The following is a 17,258-nucleotide window of genomic DNA, read 5'->3' as shown; positions in this document are numbered from 1 at the left end:
GGGCTCCCCGCCCGGCACGGCACCACCACATCGCCCCGCCGACCGGGGTTCAGGCGCGCACCGGCGACGGGCGCCCCGAACCCGGCCGATCAGTCGCCTCCCCACCACGACGCGAAACGACATCCGACACACAGCGCGCCTGCGGCCCGGCGATCGCTCCCGGCACGGCCAGCGCGGCACGACCCGTGAACATCGCCGAGCCACCGGGGGCGGGGCTCCAGGGCCAGACGCCGCAACAGGTCAGGCCGTCACACCCGTCAACTCCTCCGACAGGGCCCACAACCGCCGCGCCGCCCCCTCGTCCAGCGCCGACGACACCGGCCGCACCACCTTCGGATACCCGCGCATCTCCCCCGGCCCACCCGGCCCGATGAACTCCCCACCCACCGCACCCGGATCACTCGCCGCGTACAACTGACTCAACGCACCCGCCGCCGCGTCCTGCGCGAACAACCCCGAACCGATCCGCGCCACCACGTTCAACACCCCCGTCGGACCCGTCGAGTGCAGATTCGTGTCCGTGTACCCCGGATGCGCCAACACACTGCGCACCCCGTCCCCCGCCGCACGCAACCGACGGTCCAACTCCAGACCGAACAGGACGTTCGCGAACTTCGACTGCGCGTAGTACCCCGCCGGCGAGTAACGGCGCTCACCCGTCAGGTCGTCCCAGTGGATCGCGCCCCGCCGGTGCAACGACGAACTCACCGTCACCACCCGGCCGTCACCACCCGCCCGCAACCGGTCCAGCAACAGACCCGTCAACGCGAAATGCCCCAGGTGGTTCGTGCCGAACTGCAACTCGTGGCCCTGCCGGGTCAGGGTGCGCGGCGGCATCATAATCCCCGCGTTGTTCACCAACGTGTCCACCCGCTCCACCGCCCCCGCGAACGCGCGCACCGAGTCCAGGTCGGCCAGGTCCAGGTGACGCACCTCGACGGCCGCGTCGGGGACCTCCGCGAGCAGGGCGGCGCGCGCGGCCTGTCCGGCGGCCACGTTGCGGACGGCCATGATGAGGTGTCCGCCGCGGCGGGCGAGTTCGCGGGTGGTGGCGTAGCCCAGTCCGCTGTTGGCGCCGGTGACGACGATGGTCCGGCCGGCCTGGTGGGGGATGTGTGCGACGTTCCAACGAGCCATCATTGACATAGCATGCCCTTGATGACACCGAGTGTCAATAATGGCAGCTGGTACTCCCCGGACGTGAGAAACCTCGCCGACCGCAAACGCCAACTCGTCCGGGACGAACTGGCCGAGGCAGCCCTCAAACTCCTCGCCCACCAGGGCTTCGAGGAGCCCACCATCGAACAGATCGCCGCAGCGGCCGGCGTCTCCAGACGGACGTTCTTCCGGTACTTCCCCGCCAAGGTAGGCGTCATCCTCGACCTCGTCACCGAACTCGGCACCCTCGCCCGCGACGCCCTCGCCGCCAGCCCCGCCGACGAACACCCCGGCACCTCCCTGCGCCGCGCCCTCGACCGCCAACTCCAGGCCCAGGACGACATCGCCGCCACCCTGCACACCCGCGGCCTGCCCCGACCCCGCGCCGCCGTCACCGCCGCCGTCGCCTACGCCGCCTACGAGACCGCCGTCCGGCAATGGGCCGACCTCGACGGGGCCCAACCCCTCACCGAGCTTGTCGATCAGGCCTTCGCGCTGGTCAGGGACTCGCTAGCGTAGACAGATGAACGTACGACCCGAGTCGCCGCGCGACGGCGGCGCCGTCCACCGGGTACACGTCGCAGCCTTCGGCCGCACCGACGAAGCAGACCTCGTCGACACCCTCCGCGCCAGCGACGCCTGGATCGACGGACTGTCCTGGGTAGCCGACGACCACGGACTCGTCATCGCCCACGCCCTCATCAGCCGGGTCGAGATCGACGAAGCCCCCGCCCTCAGCCTCGCCCCCGTCTCCGTGCACCCCGACCACCAACGCCACGGCCACGGCACCGCCGTCATCTCCGCCGCCCTCGACGCCGCCCGCGCCACCGGACTCCCCCTCGTCGTCGTCCTCGGCGACCCCGCCTACTACCGACGCTTCGGCTTCGAACCCGCCGCCGACTACAACCTCACCGCACCCTGGCCCGGAGTCACCGACGCCTTCCAGGTCCTCCTCCTGCCCTCCTACACCGGAGAACCCCAGGGCAAGGTCAGCTACCCCGTGCCCTTCAAGGAGATGTGAAACCACCCGACGGGTACCGCCCGGCCGCACCACCCGCCGCGCGCACGGGAAGGCCCCGCCCTCACCCGAGGACGGGGCCTTCCCCCACCACTCACTCGTACGAGATCGCCTGCAACACGTTCACCCGCGCCGCCCGGATCGCCGGCAGGATCGCCGCGAACAACCCGACCACCACCGCCAGCCCCAGGAACACCAGCATCCGCGTCCACGGCACCGTCAACACATCGAAGCCCTGGTCCTTCAGGGCGCGCACCACCGCCACGCCCAGCCCCGTACCCACGACCAGGCCCAGCAGCGCCCCGAACACCGAGATCACCACCGACTCCACAGTGATCATGCGCATCGCCGACCAGCGGCTCATCCCCACCGCCCGCAGCATCCCCAGCTCCCGGGTCCGCTCCAGCACCGACAACGCCAGCGTGTTCACGATGCCCAGGATCGCGATGATCACCGCGAGGGCCAGCAGCGCGTACAACATGTTCAGCAGGGTGTCGACCTGACCGGTCTGCTGCTTGATGAAGTCCGCCTGGCTCGCGACGCTGATCTCCGGCGAGTCCACCAGCAGCGCCTCGATCTGCCGCTTCACCCCGGCCGCGTCCGCGCCCGGCTCCAGCTTCACCGCACCGATCATCGGCGCCTGGGTGTGGAAGTACTCCTGCGCGTCGGCCACCGACACCAGCGGCTCGTTCAGCAACTGCTGCTTGCCGTACACGCCGACCACCACGAACGTCTGCTCGCCGCCCCGCGACGTCTTCAACCTCAGCGACGAACCGGTGCCCAGCCCGCGCTTGGTCGCGAACTCCTCACCGATCACCACCTCGTTGTGCCGCAGGTCCCGCAGCTCGCCCGACTTCACCTTCAGGTTGAAGATGTCCCTGGCCGCCGCCACGTCCGTACCCGACAGGTAGACGGCCTTGCCCGTCACATCCGTCGTCACGTCCCCGTACAGCCCGACCGCCGACGCCACCCCCGCCATCTGCCGCGTCTTGTCGATCACCGACGGGTCATAGGTCGCGTCCCCGGAGTCCCGGTCGATGACCAGGTCCGCCCGCAGGTCCTGCGTGAACACCTTCGACATGCTCGAGTTGATGGACGCGGCCAGCACACTCACCCCCGTGATCAACGCCAGGCCGATCATCAGCGCCGCCGCCGTGTTCGCGGTACGCCGCGGGTTGCGGGCCGAGTTGCGCCGACCCAGCTTCCCCGGGAGCGACCACGAGAACAGCCGGCCGATGACCCCGACCGTCGGACGCGCGATGCTCGGGGTGAGCAGCGCGACCCCGATGAAGCTGAGCAGGACCCCGCCGAGCAGGACCAGCCAGATCGAGGACCCTTTCAACGAGCCGAACAACGCCCAGCCCACCCCGCCCACGCCGAGCGCACCGAGCACCGCACCCGTGACGGTCACCTTCACCAGGGACTTGTCCGCCGTCGCCGCGTCACGCAGGGCCGCGATCGGCGCCACCCGCGAGGCCCGCAGCGCCGGCACGACCGCCGCGACCAGGGTCACCAGGACACCCACCAGGTACGACGCGACCACCGCCGACGTCGTGAAGCCCAGCGTGGCGTCCTTCAAAGAACTGAACAACAACTGCTTGAGGAGTACCGCGACGCCGTACCCCGCGAACAGGCCCAGGGTCGAGGCCACGATCCCCACGACCAGCGCCTCCACCAGCACCGACCGGATCACCTGCCCCCGGCCCGCGCCGAGGGACCGCAACAGCGCCAGCTCCCGGGTCCGCTGGGCCACCAGGATCGAGAACGTGTTCAGGATCAGGAAGATGCCCACGAACAGCGTCACCGCCGCGAACCCGAGCAGGAAGTTCTGGAAGATCGTCAGGAACTCCTGCACGTCCGCCGCCTGGGCCTTGGCGACCTCCGCGCTGGTCCGCACCACGGCCGTCGCCCCGAACGCCGCCACCAGATTCGCCTTCACGGCCTCCGCCGACACCCCGTCCGCCGCGCGGACCGTGATCGAGCTGTACACCCCCGGCTTGCCCAGCATCAGCTGCTGCGCCACCGGCTCCGTGAACGCCACGACCGTCTCGCCGCCGAGCGAGTCACGGTTCCCCGTCATCCCGAACACGCCACTGACCGTGAACGACTTCTTCGCCGCCAACGTCAGCACGTCGATCCGGTCCCCGACCTTGAACGGGCCCGCCTTCGCCAACGTCACGTTGATCGCGACCTGGTCGGCGGCCTTCGGCCCCGTACCCTCCCGCAGGTCGGTCACCCCGTCGCCGTCCCGCCAGCCCACACCCAACCGCGGCGGACCCTGCGTCACGATGACCTTGCCGTTCTTCCCCACGACCCGGGCACCGTCGGAGCTGACCACCCCGACCGCCTCGCGGACCCCCGCCACACCCCGGACCTTGTCCACGGCCGAGGCCGCCAGGGGCTCCGCGCGCCGGTCCTCCTCGCTGCCGGGGCTCGTCGAGGCCCCGCTGACCTGCACGTCCACGTTCTTGTTCACCGTGCGGAACATGTCGTCGAACGACGCGCTCAACGAGTCGGTGAGAATCAGGGCGCTGGACACGGCCATCACGCCCAGCACCACGGCCATCCCCGACAGCAGCAACCGCAGCTTCCGGGACAGCAGGGACTTCCAGGTGGCTCTGAACATTACCGGGCACCCTGCCCGTCGAGCCGCTTCATCGTGTCCAGCACCGCGTCGGCGGTCGGCTCGCGCAGCTCCGAGACGACCTTGCCGTCGGCGAGGAAGATGACCCGGTCGGCGTACGAGGCCGCGTTCGGGTCGTGCGTGACCATCACGATCGTCTGCCCGTACTCCCGCACCGAGCTGCGCAGGAAGTTGAGCACCTCGGCGCCGGAGCGCGAGTCGAGGTTACCGGTCGGCTCGTCGGCGAAGATGACGTCCGGCCGCGACACCAGGGCCCGCGCGCAGGCCACCCGCTGCTGCTGGCCACCCGACAACTCGGTCGGCTTGTGCTTGAGCCGGTCGGCCAGGCCCACGGTCCGGATCACCGTCTTGTACCAGGTCGGGTCCGGCTTGCGGCCCGCGATCGACAACGGCAGCAGGATGTTCTCCTCCGCCGTCAACGTCGGCAGCAGGTTGAACTGCTGGAAGATGAAGCCGACCTTCTCCCGGCGCAGCGCCGTCAGGCCCCGGTCGGACAGCCCGGTGACCTTCGTGTCCCCGATGCTCACCTCGCCCCGGGTCACCGTGTCCAGGCCCGCCAGGCAGTGCATCAGCGTCGACTTGCCCGAGCCCGACGGGCCCATGATCGCGGTGAACTCGCCCCGCGCCAGATCCACGCTCACCCCGCCGAGGGCGATCACCTGCGCCTCGCCCTTGCCGTACACCTTCCACACCGCGTCGGCTTTCGCCGCGATCCCCGTGGTCCGCATCACTGCTTGAGTGGTCATGCCTCACATCGTCGGTCCCGGATGTCTCCGGCGAGTCCACCGTGGGTATGACCGGGGCACCGATTTCCGGGTCGGGGGTCACCTGACCCGGTCTCAGGGTTAACCCCCATCCCCGGCCAGGGTCGCGAACCGCACGGAGTCGCGCCACACCCCGTCCACCAGCAGATTCCTCCGGGTACGACCCTCGTAACGCATGCCGATCTTCTCGCACACCCGCTGTGCTCCCCCGTTGTCGTGCCCCACCGTGGCCTCGATCCGGCGCAGGCCCAGATCGCGCAGGCCGAGATCCACGAGCAGCCGGGCCGTCTCCGTCGCCAGGCCCTGTCCCCACCAGTCGGGGTGCAGCACGTAGCCGATCTCGGCCCGGCCGTGGGCGGCGCTGGTGATCCGCAGGCCGCCGCCGCCGACCACCTCGGCGTCCTTCTCGACCACCAGGTGGTACGCCGTGCGCTCCCCCGGCCCCGGGTCGACGGGTCCCTCCACCTCCTGACAGCTGAGCCGCACGGCCACCAGCGGATGGCCCAGCAGCCGGCCCACCGCCTCGGCGTCGGCGGCGGTGACCTCGCGCAGGGTCACGCGCCGACCGACCAGCCGCACGGGGAACATGGCGACAGGCTACCGATGAACGTCAATGTCCCCCGGCTGGGCCGCCCCTGGTTTTTGGTGAACAGGGATGTTCCTGTGTCGGGTGGTACACCCGCTAGAGCATCCTAGGAGGCTGGTTTTGTCGGGTCAGCCCCGCAGTGGGAGGTCCACCACGCCGTGAACCGCGCCAGGGCGGCCTCGTACTCCGGGCTGGTCATCCGGGCCGGGCCGTCCGACTCGCCGTTGATCAGGGCCAGGTCCGCGTCGATCACGAACATCAGGTCCGGCTTGATGTCGGCCGGGGCGGCGGCGCCGAGTTCCCGCAGGTCCCTGGCTGCCTGCGCACGGTCGAGGTGCCCGGTGGCGATGGCGGTGGCGAAGCTGTTGAGGACCATCCCGTCGCCGAACCGGGCGCAGAAGGCGGAGGCCCCTCCCCCGGCGGGGGCCGCCCGGGAGGCTCCCGCCGGGCTGGCGGCCGGGTTCGCGGCCGGGCCCGAGGTGGTGGTCGTCGGGGTGCAGCCGAGCAGGGCGAAGGGCAGCACCGCCACGGCGGCGAGAGTTCCAGAACGTCGATGCACGGGGTACTCCTCTGGTCAGGCCGACCGGTGTGCGCCGTGCGGGACGGCACCCCGGCTTCTGGCGCCAGCGTCCCCGGGACCGGTCAAAGGCCGCTCAACGCCGGGTGGCGAAACCCGATGGACAGTCGGCGAACGAGCTGGTCAGGATGGATGGATGCGAGTATTCCTGGAGACCGACCGGTTGACGCTGCGCCGGTTCGCCCCGTCCGACGTGGACCACCTCGTCGCCCTCGACGGCGATCCGGCCGTGATGCGGTTCCTGACCAACGGCCGGCCCACGCCCCGCGCCACGGTCGAGGACGAGGTGCTGCCGGCCATCCTGCGGACCTACGAGCGCGGGCCCGCCGGGCGGTGGGCGGCCGTGGAGCGGGCCACGGGAGAGTTCCTCGGCTGGTTCGCGCTCGCCCCCGGGGCGGACGGGGACGCGGCGGAGGTCGAGCTCGGCTACCGGCTGCGCGCGGACTCCTGGGGGCGGGGGTACGCCACCGAGGGCTCCCGGGCGTTGGTGCGCGCGGCGTTCACGGAGCTGGGCAGCCGGCGGGTGTGGGCGCAGACCATGGCGGTGAACCTCGCGTCGCGCCGGGTGATGGCGAAGGCGGGGTTGCGGTACGTGCGGACGTTCCACCTGGAGTTCGACGACCCGATCCCGGGCACGGAACACGGGGAGGTGGAGTACGAGCTGCTCCGGGGGGACTGGGCGGGTGTGACGCCCGCGTGACGTTCCCCGCCCAGGACGGTGAGAGGGTCAGCGGGTCCCGCTGAGCTGGGTGGCCTGTCCCGGCGGCGGGGTCAGGCCTTGCCAGGGCGGGTCCAGAACAGGGTGCCGGCCGCCGCGACGAGCAGGAGCGCGCCGCCGCCCAGGAGCCAGGGCCAGCGGGCGCCTCCCCCGGCGGAGTCGGCCACGGGCACGGTCGAGGTTCCGGCACCCGCCCCGGCGGAAGCCGCGGTTCCCGTGCCCGGGGACACACCGGTGCCGGCGCCGGACGGGGACGCGGTCGCGCCCGGCGACACGGGCCCGGAGGGTGTGGCGCCGCCGTCGGTCACCGTGAACGTGAACGCGCCCTCCACCGGGTGGCCGTCCTTCGACACCGTGCGCCAGGCGACCCGGACCTGGCCGGTGGGCAGCGCCCGGACCCGCTGGGTCACGGTCGTCCCTCGCACCTGGGGCGCGTCCTCCGCGTGCGACGCTCCCCCGGCCCCGGTCACCACGACCGTGGTGAACTGCTCCTTCAGCGGGTCGGAGAAGGTCAGCGTCACCGCCTCGACGGTCCCGGTCACCGCCGCCCCGTCGGTCGGGGTGCTGGACAGCAGCCGGGCGTGCGCCCACGCGGGCGTGGCCACCGAGGCCGCCGCGACCAGGCCGACCGCCAGGGCCAGGAGCAGCCGGCGGGCGGTACCGAGATTCGTCATACGTCGCTAGTCGACCGGCGCGGCCGTTCAGTTCCCGGGCGTGGTTCAGGCCACACGCGGGCCCGGGAACCGGCGGCGGCCCGGTGCCGACTACCCGTGCGACAGTCCGCCGACCACACAGGAGTCGCCATGCGCCCCCAGTCCATCCTCCGCCGGTCCGTCCGGGTCCTGGCCGCCGCCGGCGCGCTCGCCGTGGCGGTCGGTCTCGCCGGCTGTGGCGGTACGGACGCCCCCGCCGCGAAGGCCGGCACGCCCACGGGCTCCGCGACGGTCGGGCCGGTACTGACGGTCGTGGACCCGTGGGTGAAGACGGCCGACGCGGGGATGAGCGCCGCCTTCGGTACCCTGCGCAACGATTCCGACAACGAGGTGACCGTCGTGTCGGCCGCCTCGACGGTGTCGCCGATGGAACTGCACGAGGTGGTCATGGACGGCGGCAAGATGGCGATGCGCCCGAAGCCGGGCGGGTTCGTCATCCCGGCCCGCGGCACCCACGAGCTCAAGCCCGGGGCCGACCACCTGATGCTGATGGACCTCAAGGCGCCGATCAGGGCCGGCGAGCAGGTCACCGTCACCTTGATGCTGAAGGACGGCCGGACGGTGGCGTTCACGGCCCCGGCGAAGCCGTTCGCGGGCGGCAACGAGACGTACGTCCCGAGCGGTTCGCCCTCGCCCATGACCCATGGCTGACGGAGTCACCCCGGACCGGGCGGCGACGGGCGGCCCCGGCGCCGCCGAGGACGGCGAGCCGGCCCCGCAACGGCCGGAGCGGCCCGCCGCCGCGACGCACCCCGCGGACCTGGGCCGGCTCAGTCGGCGGCGGATGCTCGCCGGCGGGGCGCTCGCGGTGGGCGGGGCGGCATTGACCGGGGCGGCGGCCGGGTCGGCGTGGGGCACACCGCCGGCCCCGTCGGCACCCGCGGCCCCGGCCGTACCCGTCGTGGTGCCGTTCTGGGGTGCGCACCAGGCCGGGATCGCCACCCCGCCGCAGGCGCACGCCGTGTTCCTCGCCCTCGACCTGGGCCCCGGCGTGGACCGGGCGGCGGTCGTGCGGCTGATGCGGCTGCTCACCGACGACGCGGCGCGGCTCACCCAGGGCCGGGCCGCGCTCGGGGACACCGAACCCGAGCTGGCCGGGGATCCCGCCCGGCTGACGGTCACGTTCGGGTTCGGGCCGGGGCTGTTCCGGGCCGCCGGGCTGCCGAGTCCGGTCGCGCCGCTGCCGCCGTTCGGGATCGACCGGCTGGAGGAGCGGTGGTCGGGCGGGGACCTGCTCGTGCAGGTGTGCGCCGACGACCCGCTGACCGTGGCGCACGCGCACCGGATGCTGGTCAAGGACGCGCGGCCGTTCGGGCGGGTCCGGTTCGGGCAGCACGGGTTCCGGCGCGGGGCCGGCACCCAGCCGGCGGGGGCCACCCAGCGCAACGTCATGGGGCAGCTCGACGGCACCGCCAACCCCGCCCCGGACTCCGCCGACCTCGCCGCCGCCGTGTGGATCACCGAGGGCCCGCTGCGGGGCGGCACGACCCTGGTGCTGCGCCGGATCCGGGCCGAGCTGGAGACCTGGGACGCCGTGGACCGGGCCGGCAAGGAGTTCGCCGTGGGGCGCAGGCTGGACACGGGCGCCCCGCTGACGGGTACCGCCGAGCACGACCTCCCCGACCTGGCCGCACGCAACGCCCTGGGCTTCCCGGTGATCGACGACGCCGCGCACATCCGGCGCGCGCACGTGGCCGAGCCGGGCGCGCGGATCCACCGGCGGCCGTACAACTACGACGGGGCGGCCGGGCCCGACGGGCGGCCGGACAGCGGGCTGCTGTTCGCCTCCTACCAGCGGGACGTGGCCGGGCAGTTCCTGCCGATCCAGCGCCGGCTGGCCGAGGCGGACCTGCTCAACGAGTGGACGACGCCGATCGGGTCGGGGGTGTACGCGGTGCCGCCCGGCGTCGAGCCCGGCCGGTACGTGGGGCACACGGTCCTGGAGCCCTAGCCCGCGGAGCCGTCAGGTCGCCGCGCCCCGCGTACCCGTCGGAGGGTTGTCGGGGTCGGCCGGCGGCTCCAGGTAGGTGGCGAGGGTGGCGGCGGCGGTCAGCATCGACAGGCCGCGGGCCGTCAGCCGGTCCCGCCACCCCCGCAGCGTCGCCTGGAGCGGCTCCGGTCCGCCCGCCGCGCGCACCCGCTCCAGCACCCGCGCGATCTGGTCGAGCCCGTGCCCGCCGCGCCGCAGCTGGTGGGCCAGCAGCACGTCGCGGCCGTCGGCGGCGGAGTAGACGCGGTAGCCGGTGCGCGGGTCGCGGCCGGGGACGATCAGCCCGGCCCGTTCCCATTTCCGCAGCGTGGCGGGCCGGACGCCGAGCCTGCGCGCCAGGGGGCCGATGAACGTCGCGCCCGGTCGCGGCTCGCGGGGCGGCGTCAGGTCGGACAGCGCCCGTTCCACGGCCTCCAGCGTGTGCCGGTCGTCGGCGAGCTGCGCGTGGCTCTCGTCGATCAGCCGGAGCGCCTCGGGAACCGCGCCGGTGTGCACCGCGCGCATGATCGCCGCCGCCGTCGGGTGGCCGTGCGCGGGGATCAACGCCAGGAACGTGCGCAGGGCCGCGGCGTGGCGGGTGGTGTAGGCGCGGTAGCCGGTCGGCGAGCGGTCGGCCGGGGGCAGGATCCCGGACTCCTCGTAGTTGCGGACCGCCTGGGTGGACAGGCCGTGCTCGCGCGCCAGGTCGATCGGTCGCAACCGCATTTTGAAGGTACGTCCTCGTTGCTCGCCTGTACCGCGCCTGTTGTGGCGTCAAAGTTTACATCGAGGGTTCAACGATACGGTGGAAGGTATGACGATCACCGCCGTTCCCTTCACCGGTGAGGCCCTCACCGCGCTGCTGTCCCCCGCCACCCGGCTGCTCGGCCTCGGCGAGCCCACCCACGGCGTCGGGGCCTTCCCCGAGCTGCGCAACGAGGTCTTCCGCCACCTCGTCGAGCACGAGGGCTACCGGTCGATCGCGATCGAGAGCGACTGCCTGGCGGCGCTGACGGCCGACGCGTACGTGGCCGGCGGCGTCGGGACCCTCGACGACGCGATGGGCCGGGGATTCAGCCACGGGTTCGGCGCGGATCCGGCCAACCGGGAGCTGCTGAGCTGGATGCGCGCCTACAACGAGGGGCGTCCCGCCCACGAGCGGGTCCGCTTCTACGGCTTCGACGGGCCGCTGGAGATGACCGGCGCGGCCAGCCCCGGCCCGGCCCTGACCGCCCTGTACGACTACCTCGCCGGCCATGTCGACCTGCCCTGGAGCCGCGAACACCTCGACGGGTTGCTCGGCTCCGAGGCGCGCTGGTCCGACCCTGAGTCGCTGATGGATCCGGCCAGGTCGGTCGGGCGCACCCCCGAGGCCCGGGAGCTGCGGCTGCTCGCCGACGACCTGCGTGCGCTGCTCACCATGCACGCCCCGCGGCTGGTGGCGGCCAGCTCCGCCGAGGACCGGTGGCACGCCGAGCTGCACGCACGGACCGCGGCCGGGCTGTTGCGGTACCACGCCGGGTTGGCCGATCCGGCGCCCGGCCGGCTCGGCACGATCGTGCGGCTGCGCGACGGGATGATGGCCGACAACCTGGACGCGATCGTCCGCCGAGAAGCGCGTCGGGGCCCCACGCTGGCTTTCGCCCACAACAGTCACCTGCAGCGCGAGCGGAGCAGCATGCGGTTCGGGGGCGAGTCGCTGGAGTGGTGGAGTGCGGGGGCGATCGTGGGGGCGAACCTCGGCGACGGGTACGCGTTCGCGGCGAGCACGTTCGGCGGCCGGGGCGCCGATGTCGCGGGTGCCGACACGCTCGAAGGTCGGTTGTCGGCTCTTCCCCACGCCAGGGCCGTCGTCGACCCCGGCTCGCTCGCGGCGCTCGGCGGGACGTTGACGCAGCGGGTGCCGGCCGACCACACGTACATGGCGCTCGACCCGGGGACCGTCGAGCAGTTGGACGCCATCGTCTTCGTGAAGGAGATCTGAGCAGCGCGAGGGTGCGGAGCGCCGGGGCCGCCCAGGCCCCAGGGACCGCGTGGGCGGCCGCGTGGGCGGAGTGCCGGCCGGTGGACCCGGGGAGGGGGCGCTCACGGTGGCGGGGCGCCGCGTTCCGCAGCGCCGGTGCCCCGCCCGGGGTGAGACTGGGGTGTGACCCGTTGGGTGCTGCACGTCGATCTCGACCAGTTCGTGGCGGCCGTCGAGGTGCTGCGCCGGCCCGAGCTGCGCGGCCGGCCGGTCGTGGTCGGCGGGGACGGGGACCCGACGAAGCGCGGCGTGGTCAGCACGGCGTCGTACGAGGCCCGGGAGCTCGGCGTGCACTCGGGGCTGCCGTTGCGGATCGCGGCCCGCAAGATCCCGGAGGCGGTGTTCCTGGCCGTGGACCGCGACGCGTACGAGGCGGCGTCGGACGACGTGATGGCCACCCTGCGCGGGTTCGACGCCGTGGTGGAGGTGCTCGGCTGGGACGAGGCGTTCCTGGGCGTCGACACCGAGGACCCCGAGGCGGTGGCCCGCGAGATCCAGGTCAGGGTGCTCGCCGCGACCCGGCTGGACTGCACCGTGGGGATCGGGGACAACAAGCTGCGGGCGAAGCTGGCCACCGGGTTCGGCAAGCCGGCCGGGGTGTTCCGGCTGACCGGGGACACGTGGTTCGAGGTGCTCGGCGACCGGCCGACGGACGCGCTGTGGGGCATCGGGTCGCGTACCGCGAAGAAGCTCCTCGCCGAAGGCGTGCGCACGGTCGGCGAGCTGGCCGCCGCGGATCCGGCGGAACTCGCGGCGCGGTTCGGGCCGGCGACGGGGCCGTGGCTGGTGCGGCTCGGGCGCGGGGAGGACCACTCCCCGGTGGACGACGCGCCCTACGTGCCCCGGTCCCGGAGCCGGGAGACCACGTTCCAGCAGGACCTCGACGACTGGGACGAGGTGCGCCGCGAGGTGTCGGTGCTGGCCCGGCGGGTGGCCGACGACGTCGCCGACGACGGGCGGGCGGTCGCGCGGGTCATCGTCAAGGTGCGGTACGCGCCGTTCCTGACCCACACCCACGGGTACGCTCTGCCCGCCCCCACCCGGGAACCCGCGCCGATCGCGGACGCGGCCCTGGCCGCCCTGGCCGCGTTCACCGAACAGCGCCCCGTGCGGCTGCTGGGGGTGCGCGCGGAGTTCGAGAGGGAGGACCCGTGACCAACACCCCCGCCACGGTCACCCGGACCTACTACGTCCTGGCGCTCGGCACCACGCTCGCCGCGTCCCTGATCTGGGGCATCAACACGATCTTCCTGCTCGACGCGGGGCTGTCCAACCTGGAGGCGTTCGCCGCCAACGCGTTCTTCACCGCCGGCATGGTGCTCTTCGAGGTGCCGACCGGCATCGTCGCCGACATGTGGGGCCGGCGGATCTCGTTCCTGCTGGGCACGGTCACCCTGGCCGCGACCACCGGCCTGTACGTGCTCCTCTGGCAGCTGCGCGCCCCCTTCTGGCAGTGGGCCGTCGTCTCGCTCCTCCTCGGCCTCGGGTTCACGTTCTTCTCCGGCGCGACGGAGGCGTGGCTGGTCGACGCGCTCACCGCGACCGGCTACACGGGCGCGCTGGAGGCGGTGTTCGCCCGGGCCCAGGTGCTCGGCGGGGTGGGGATGCTGGGCGGCTCGATCGCCGGCGGGTACCTGGCGCAGGTCACCGACCTCGGCGTGCCCTTCCTGGTCCGGGCCGGGGTGCTGGTCGTGATGTTCGTGCTGGCCGCCGTGCTGATGCGCGACATCGGGTTCACGCCCCGCCGCGACGGCCGGCCGCTCGCGGAGATGCGCCGGCTGGTGGCGGACTCGACCCGGTACGGCTGGCGGATCCCGGCCGTGAAGTACCTGATGCTCGCCGCGCCCTTCACCGGCGGCGCGTCCATCTACGTGTTCTACGCGCTCCAGCCGCACCTGCTGAACCTGTACGGCGACCCGCGCGCGTACGGCGTCGCCGGCCTGGTCGCCGCGATCGTCGCCGGGGCCCAGATCCTCGGCGGCCTGCTCGCGCCCTGGATCCGCACCCGGTTCCGGCTGCGCACGTCGGTGCTGCTGCTCGCCGAGGGGGTCGGCGCGGTGGCCGTGGTGCTGATCGGCTCGATCGCGAACTTCTGGGTGGTACTCGGGTTGATCGTGTGCTGGGGGCTGGTCTTCACCGCGGCGACACCGGTCCGGCAGGCGTACCTCAACGGGCTGATCCCGTCGCGGCAGCGGGCCACGATCCTGTCGTTCGACTCGCTGATGGGGTCGACCGGCGGGATCGTCGCGCAACCGGCACTCGGGCGGGCGGCGGACGTGTGGGGGTACCCGACGTCGTTCGTGCTCGGCGGGGTCGTGTCGGCGCTGGCGGTGCCGTTCGTGCTGCGGTCGCGGGCCGAGCGGACGACGGCGGATCTCGGGGTGACGGAGCCGCCCGCCGCGGTGGAGCCCCCGGAGGGCGCGACGCCGCCGTCGGGAACCTGACATAGTCACAGCTCGATGTACCTGACGGCCGGAACCTGTGAGCTGTGGCACAGCCGGGTTAGCTTCGAGGCATGGGCATCGACGAACTCGCGGGCGCGGCACTGCTGGCGGTGCTGTCCGACCCGGACGGTACGGGCCGGAGCTGGCCGGCGGTCGTCGTCCGGACCCGGCTCACGGCGGGCGCGACCGGACGGGGCGCGCTGTCCGCGCTGGTCGCCGACCCCGACAACACCGATATCCGCGCGCTGGCCCGGACCACGATCGCGGCCGAGCTGGCGGCCGACCCCGGCTTCGCCACCGACGTGCGCCGGGCGCTGGGCCTGCCGGTCGACGGGGTGCGGGCCAGGATGCCGCAGGTCACCCGGGGTGCCGTGGCCACGATGGTCTGCGCCGTGCTGGCGGTGGTGCTGATGGCGCTCGGCGCGATCGTGTACGGCACGACGGCCAAGTCCGCGGCGCTCCGCCCGCTGGAGGGCACGTGGGCGGCCGACGGCGGCTCGGTGACCGCGGGGACGGGCATCGGGGTCGAGGCGCACTCGGTGCGGTTGACGGTGGACCCCGACCACCGGTTCCGGTACCGGGCGGCGGTCGGGTCCGCCGGGCTCACCGGCCAGGGCGGGGTCGGGGTGTCCGGGACGACGGTCGAGTGCTCCGGCGAGGTGGACACCGACGGGAACGCGTTCGTGTTCCGCAGTACGACGGCGGCGTGCCCGACGTTCACCGGGCGGCTCGCGCCCGACCGGCGTCGGCTGGACGTGGACGGGAAGACGCTGACCCGCCAGCCCTGAACGGCGACGGACGGGCCGGCGGGCCGGGGCGGAGCGGGCCGCCGCGCGTGCCGGCCCCGCCCGCGAGGCGCTAGGCCCAGGCGTTCTCGTTCACGGCCGCCCGCTCCAGCAGCGGCTGCCACCAGTCGCGGTGCTCGGCGTACCACGTGACGGTCTCCGCCAGGCCCCGGTCGAAGCCGACGGCCGGCGCCCAGCCCAGCTCCGTGCGCAACCGGGTGGAGTCCAGCAGGTAGCGGCGGTCGTGCCCGGGCCGGTCGGGCACCGTCTCGACCTGGGTGCGGGGCAGCCCGAGCTGGTCGAGGATCCGGTCGGCCAGCTCGGCGACGCTGGCCTCCACCCCCGACCCGATGTTGTACGTCTCCCCCACCCGGCCGTCGGTGAGCACCCGGTCGATGGCGGAGCAGTGGTCGTCCACGTGCAGCCATTCGCGGCGGTTCGCGCTGGACGCGTAGACGGGCAGCGGCAGGCCGGCCAGCGCCCGGCTGACGAACAGCGGGATGACCTTCTCCGGGAACTGGTACGGGCCGTAGTTGTTGGCGCAGTTGGAGATCGTCACGGGCAGCCCGAACGTCTCGTGGTAGGCGCGCACCGCGTGGTCGGCCCCGGCCTTGCTGGCGTTGTAGGGCGTGCGCGGCCGGTAGGGCGAGTCCTCGGTGAACGCGCCGGGGTCGTCGAGCGCCAGGTCGCCGTACACCTCGCAGGTGGAGACGTGGTGGAACCGGGCCACGCCCGCACGCCGGCAGGCCTCCAGCAGGCGCTGGGTGCCGAGCACGTTGGTGCGGAAGAACAGTTCGGGGTCGAGGACGGCGAGGCTGTTGTGCGACTCGGCGGCGAAGTTGACGACCACGTCCACCCGGTGTTCGCGGAGCAGGGCCTCGACGGCGGGCAGGTCCGCGATGTCGGTGTGCGCGAAGGTGACCGGCAGGCCGTCGAGGTTCGCGGCGGTGCCGGCGTAGGTCAGGGCGTCGAGGGCGACGATCCGGTCGGCGGGGTGCTCGCGGTGCCAGTACCGGACGAAATTGGTGCCGATGAAGCCGGCCGCGCCGGTGATCAGGATGTTCATCTCACTCCTCAGGGGATGGGGGTCACGCCGGGCGGTTCGGTGGCCGCGGTGCCGGGCCAGCCGCGGAACTCCACGTCCAGCCGGAACCGGTGGCCCAGGTAGCGGTGCTCGGACAGGGCCAGCGGCCGGGCGTCGCCCAGGATCGCCAGCCGGCGGACCAGGAGCACCGGGGTGCCCTCGGCCACGTCGAGCAGGGGCGCGATCGTGGTGCTGGCGGCCGTGGCGGCGATGGACTGCCGGACGACGTCGACGGCGTGCCCGTTGCGCCGCAACGTCTCCCAGACGCCGGGGTCCTGCGCGTCGGCCCGGCTCACGGGGGCGGCGAACTCCAGCGGCACCCACTCGGTGACGACGTCGAGCGGGTGCGCGCCGGCGAACCGGACGGCCTGCACCCGCAGCGTCTCCACCTCGCCGGCGAGCCCGAGGAGCCGGGCGACGTCGGCCGGGGCCGGCCGGTACTCGTAGCCGGTGACCCGGCGGACCAGCGGCACGCCGGCCTCCGACACGGCGGAGCCGGCGTGCTGGAAGCTGCCGAGCGCGATGGACTGGCCGAACGAGGTCCCCGACAGGACGAACCAGCCGGAGCCCCGGCGCGCGCCGATCAGGCCCTCGTCGCGGAGCTGTTCGAGGGCCCGGCGCACGGTCACCCGGCTCACGTCGTGCCGGCGGCCGAGTTCCGCCTCGCTCTCCAGCGCGCCGGAGGTGGCGTAGTCGCCGAGGGAGATGCGTTCGCGCAGTTCGGCGGCGAGCCGGGAGAACCGTGGACCTGTCATGGATTTGTATCGTACAGGTG

General features: G+C 73.3%; 18 protein-coding genes. 9 read left to right on the top strand and 9 right to left on the bottom strand.

Annotated features, from left to right (window positions below; genetic code table 11):
• Positions 1-240: 240 nt before the first annotated feature.
• A complete protein-coding gene (locus PT931_RS26445; RefSeq protein ID WP_456248406.1) occupies positions 241-1,140 on the bottom strand; it encodes an oxidoreductase in 900 nt (299 codons plus the stop codon).
• 18 nt (positions 1,141-1,158) lie between these two features.
• Between PT931_RS26445 and PT931_RS26440 the strand changes: the two genes are divergently transcribed.
• Complete coding sequence (locus PT931_RS26440) at positions 1,159-1,677, top strand: TetR family transcriptional regulator (RefSeq protein ID WP_456248405.1); 519 nt, start codon at positions 1,159-1,161, stop codon at positions 1,675-1,677.
• A 4-nt stretch (positions 1,678-1,681) separates the two neighbouring features.
• A complete protein-coding gene (locus PT931_RS26435) occupies positions 1,682-2,179 on the top strand; it encodes a GNAT family N-acetyltransferase (RefSeq protein ID WP_456248404.1) in 498 nt (165 codons plus the stop codon).
• A gap of 91 nt (positions 2,180-2,270) precedes the next feature.
• Here PT931_RS26435 and PT931_RS26430 read toward each other — a convergent pair whose 3' ends face one another.
• The 4 genes from PT931_RS26430 to PT931_RS26415 form a co-directional block, all read right to left on the bottom strand.
• A complete protein-coding gene (locus tag PT931_RS26430; protein WP_456248403.1) occupies positions 2,271-4,802 on the bottom strand; it encodes an ABC transporter permease in 2,532 nt (843 codons plus the stop codon).
• Complete coding sequence (locus PT931_RS26425; RefSeq protein ID WP_363723313.1) at positions 4,802-5,548, bottom strand: ABC transporter ATP-binding protein; 747 nt, start codon at positions 5,546-5,548, stop codon at positions 4,802-4,804. The genes PT931_RS26430 and PT931_RS26425 overlap by 1 nt, the downstream gene beginning before the upstream one ends.
• A gap of 117 nt (positions 5,549-5,665) precedes the next feature.
• A complete protein-coding gene (locus PT931_RS26420) occupies positions 5,666-6,172 on the bottom strand; it encodes a GNAT family N-acetyltransferase (protein ID WP_456248402.1) in 507 nt (168 codons plus the stop codon).
• A 104-nt stretch (positions 6,173-6,276) separates the two neighbouring features.
• Positions 6,277-6,729, bottom strand: a complete 453-nt coding sequence (locus PT931_RS26415) for a hypothetical protein (protein WP_456248401.1) — start codon at positions 6,727-6,729, stop codon at positions 6,277-6,279.
• Between the two features lie 154 nt (positions 6,730-6,883).
• Between PT931_RS26415 and PT931_RS26410 the strand changes: the two genes are divergently transcribed.
• Positions 6,884-7,447, top strand: a complete 564-nt coding sequence (locus tag PT931_RS26410) for a GNAT family N-acetyltransferase (protein WP_456248400.1) — start codon at positions 6,884-6,886, stop codon at positions 7,445-7,447.
• Between the two features lie 71 nt (positions 7,448-7,518).
• On the opposite strand, the gene PT931_RS26405 is transcribed toward PT931_RS26410, so the two are convergent.
• A complete protein-coding gene (locus tag PT931_RS26405) occupies positions 7,519-8,139 on the bottom strand; it encodes a copper resistance CopC family protein (RefSeq protein WP_456248399.1) in 621 nt (206 codons plus the stop codon).
• A gap of 129 nt (positions 8,140-8,268) precedes the next feature.
• Here PT931_RS26405 and PT931_RS26400 point away from each other — a divergent pair, with 129 nt between their 5' ends.
• Both PT931_RS26400 and PT931_RS26395 read left to right on the top strand, forming a co-directional pair.
• Positions 8,269-8,829, top strand: coding sequence for a copper chaperone PCu(A)C (locus PT931_RS26400; protein ID WP_456248398.1), 561 nt, complete (start codon positions 8,269-8,271; stop codon positions 8,827-8,829).
• A gap of 133 nt (positions 8,830-8,962) precedes the next feature.
• Positions 8,963-10,129, top strand: a complete 1,167-nt coding sequence (locus tag PT931_RS26395) for a Dyp-type peroxidase (protein WP_456248458.1) — start codon at positions 8,963-8,965, stop codon at positions 10,127-10,129.
• 12 nt (positions 10,130-10,141) lie between these two features.
• Here the strand turns inward: PT931_RS26395 and PT931_RS26390 are convergent, their stop codons facing one another.
• Entirely contained in the window at positions 10,142-10,873 is a 732-nt protein-coding gene (locus PT931_RS26390) for a TioE family transcriptional regulator (RefSeq protein WP_456248397.1), read from the bottom strand.
• Between the two features lie 88 nt (positions 10,874-10,961).
• Here PT931_RS26390 and PT931_RS26385 point away from each other — a divergent pair, with 88 nt between their 5' ends.
• The 4 genes from PT931_RS26385 (at position 10,962) to PT931_RS26370 (ending at position 15,402) form a co-directional block, all read left to right on the top strand.
• A complete protein-coding gene (locus PT931_RS26385; RefSeq protein WP_456248396.1) occupies positions 10,962-12,131 on the top strand; it encodes an erythromycin esterase family protein in 1,170 nt (389 codons plus the stop codon).
• 162 nt (positions 12,132-12,293) lie between these two features.
• Positions 12,294-13,325, top strand: a complete 1,032-nt coding sequence (locus tag PT931_RS26380; protein WP_456248395.1) for a DNA polymerase IV — start codon at positions 12,294-12,296, stop codon at positions 13,323-13,325.
• Complete coding sequence (locus PT931_RS26375) at positions 13,322-14,614, top strand: MFS transporter (RefSeq protein WP_456248394.1); 1,293 nt, start codon at positions 13,322-13,324, stop codon at positions 14,612-14,614. The genes PT931_RS26380 and PT931_RS26375 overlap by 4 nt, the downstream gene beginning before the upstream one ends.
• A gap of 71 nt (positions 14,615-14,685) precedes the next feature.
• Positions 14,686-15,402, top strand: a complete 717-nt coding sequence (locus tag PT931_RS26370) for a hypothetical protein (RefSeq protein WP_456248393.1) — start codon at positions 14,686-14,688, stop codon at positions 15,400-15,402.
• 70 nt (positions 15,403-15,472) lie between these two features.
• On the opposite strand, the gene rfbB is transcribed toward PT931_RS26370, so the two are convergent.
• Positions 15,473-16,465, bottom strand: a complete 993-nt coding sequence (rfbB, locus tag PT931_RS26365) for a dTDP-glucose 4,6-dehydratase (RefSeq protein WP_456248392.1) — start codon at positions 16,463-16,465, stop codon at positions 15,473-15,475.
• Between the two features lie 8 nt (positions 16,466-16,473).
• On the bottom strand, positions 16,474-17,238 hold the full coding sequence (locus tag PT931_RS26360) for a GntR family transcriptional regulator (protein WP_456248391.1): 765 nt from the start codon (positions 17,236-17,238) through the stop codon (positions 16,474-16,476).
• Positions 17,239-17,258 lie beyond the last annotated feature (20 nt).

This window comes from Longispora urticae (assembly GCF_053902585.1).
The sequence above is the reverse complement of the archived record's forward strand: the minus strand, read 5'-3'. Positions and strand labels throughout refer to the sequence as shown.